Here is a 2,411-nt window from a genome sequence, read left to right as displayed (position 1 = left end):
CCCCGCCAAAATCAGCGCCTACTCGGCAGAAGGAATACCCTCCCGAGCCATGTGAAGGTGTTTCAAAAAAGGGGTGAATGCTCCTGCTGTGGAGCTTGGCCCCCTTCTGGAGTGCAGAGGTCCAGGAAATTGACCTCTTGGTCACTTGAGGGTGTAAGGTGAACAGGTCTCTAACAAATGGGTAGGGGGTCTGTATGAAGGGAAGTGCTGTTGCCGCCTTCGTTACCGTCGCCGCCATCACCGCCTGTGGCCGAACTGAGCTCGCGGTCCAGCCCCCTACCGTGGCTCTGGCTGCTCAAGCAGAGCGGATGACCTTCCCCTTCTCGTTTACTTTCCCACAAGACTTCATCAGCCCCTGTACAGGAGAGCCCCTCTCCGGGTCCGCTACCTTCGCCGGTGAGACCCAACGGGTGACGGACTCTCAGGGAGGCATACATTTTCAGATTGATGCCACTCGTACGGGCACCTACACGGGTGAGGCGGGCACCACCTTCACAGAGTCTGGTACCGCTCGCTTCCACTTCAACCTGCTGAGCTCGGGAACCATGAACCGAGTCGAACTCGTCAATGGCCAGATCACGGGAAGTGACGGCACAACGCTCCTGCTCAAGGACCGTTTCATATTCGTGATGGACGCCAATGGAGTGGTCAGGATCGACCGCGATAACTACAGCACGGCCCTCCGTTGCGCAGGCCCGGGAGTGCCGGTCGTTCAGCCGGGGTAGCAGCACGAGATGTTGAGAATCAAGTCGCCCTTTACCTAGCCCACCGCATTCACTCTGGCGCTCAAGGGGGAAGGACAGGCTCGTTCCGCAGCCCCTGAGGACTCTTGTGGGGAGCTCCACACGAGCTGGGAAATGGGATGGGTAGTGGGTTCAGGGTAATGACGCATTGTGGCGGTGGATGTTGAGGTAGGCCACACCGCGTATCTGCCCGACCATTCAAGGCGTCCTACAGGGAGGTTCTTGTGTTGAAACGTTCCTTCTTCTCGTTCCTGGCCCTGCTTGTGAGCGCGGTCGTGGCCCTGTCAACGTCAGCGCTGTCTGGCGGGGCTGGCGGGGCGAACCAAGTCACGCCTGCGGACGCTCGCTTCGACGCGTATCTCACCGGCCTCTCCAAGCAGCAGGGCCCTGGGCAGGGCTTTAGCGGCGCGGTGCTGGTGGCACGGCGCGGCACGATCCTCCTGAGCAAGGGCTATGGCATGGCTGATCGGGAAAACAAGGTGCGCAACTCCCCAAGCACCGTGTACCCCATCGCCGGGGTCAGCTTTGCGATGAACCTGGCGGCGGTCCTCAAGCTGGAGGAGCAGGGCACGCTCCAAGACGGCGCTCTCGTCTGCACGTATCTGTCCTCCTGCCCCGCGGCGTGGAAGCCCCTCACCATCGGCATGCTCCTCGACGGCACCTCCGGGTTGCCCAACTGGCCCTGGGATCAGGAGGGGCACACAACAGTGGCCGACTCGCTGGCCGGTTGCCAGTCCAAGGCGCTGGAGTTCCGTCCGTCACCGACTGCGGTGGACTACAGGAACTGCACCACCATTGTGCTCGGGGCAATCGTCGAGAAGGTCACGGGCAAGCCGTGGGCCAGCGTGATGCGCGAGGCCATCTTCGCCCCGGCCGGCATGACGCACAGCGGGCGGATGACCGATGCCCTGGTTCCGCCGGCCCGCGCGCGTGATTATGGGGGCTTGGTCGCCAATAGCATTACGCACTACAACGACTACTTTCAGGTCTTCTCGACGCTCGAGGATGTGTACGCCTACGACAACGCGCTGTTCGGCGGGAAAATCCTCTCGTCGCGCTCGCTGAAGCGCCTCTTCGCGCCGCGGGCGCCCGTCTCCGAGCCCGATGCAGGCATCACGGATGAGCGCCGGGCCGCACAGTGGAAGGTCGGGAAGATCAACGGGCACCAGGTCATCCTCACCACCGGCAATACATACCACTTCACAGCCGCTAACCTGCGCTTCCCCACTGACGACGTCACGGTAATCGTGATCAGCAATGACGATGAGAACGACGTGGAGGCTGTGGCCGTGCATCTGGCCGGCATGCTGTTTGGGCAGTAGGCGGCATTGTTCCTAGTGATGTCACCCAATTGGCGGCCTCCGGGTCGCCTTCTTCCTTTGGCCCCTGGGCGCGTCCAATACCAACGAGAGTACCCCTCCTGATCAGGAGGGGCGCTTATGGGCCGAGCGGTGGCCCGGCCCGTTACGCGAGGCGGGGCTGGCGGGCCAGGAGCAGGACCCCCAGGCGCTGGAGTAAGTTCTCGCGCTCGTTCTGTCCTTGGGCGGCGCGGGCATCGCGGTCGCGCCTGGCTTCGGCTCGGAGTTCCTGGGCGCGGTCCTGGGCGGCGTAAAGGTGCGCGTTCATCGTCGTCTCCTTTCGCCGCTCGGTGTCTCCGCTCGGCTGTCC

3 protein-coding genes are annotated in these 2,411 nt (G+C 62.9%); 2 read left to right on the top strand and 1 reads right to left on the bottom strand.

Translation table 11 applies throughout. From position 1 onward, the window contains the following. The first annotated feature begins 194 nt into the window (after window positions 1-194). Both F784_RS0121975 and F784_RS0121970 read left to right on the top strand, forming a co-directional pair. Window positions 195-725: a hypothetical protein gene (locus tag F784_RS0121975; RefSeq protein WP_019588848.1), complete on the top strand. Its 531-nt coding sequence runs from the start codon at window positions 195-197 to the stop codon at window positions 723-725. Window positions 726-967: 242 nt separating this feature from the next. Beyond that, on the top strand, window positions 968-2,065 hold the full coding sequence (locus F784_RS0121970; protein ID WP_019588847.1) for a serine hydrolase domain-containing protein: 1,098 nt from the start codon (window positions 968-970) through the stop codon (window positions 2,063-2,065). A gap of 142 nt (window positions 2,066-2,207) precedes the next feature. On the opposite strand, the gene F784_RS26745 is transcribed toward F784_RS0121970, so the two are convergent. Beyond that, window positions 2,208-2,411 (bottom strand): hypothetical protein (locus F784_RS26745; protein WP_040383792.1); only part of this gene is annotated, 204 nt, incomplete at its 5' end.

The sequence above is a fragment of the Deinococcus apachensis DSM 19763 genome (assembly GCF_000381345.1).
GTDB classification, from domain to species: domain Bacteria; phylum Deinococcota; class Deinococci; order Deinococcales; family Deinococcaceae; genus Deinococcus; species Deinococcus apachensis.
This window is presented reverse-complemented; position numbering and strand designations above follow the sequence as displayed.

Bases quoted from the DNA above. Each gene is read 5' to 3' on its own strand.
- F784_RS0121975 (WP_019588848.1), top strand. From the start codon at position 195: ATGAAGGGAAGTGCTGTTGCCGCCTTCGTTACCGTCGCCGCCATCACC.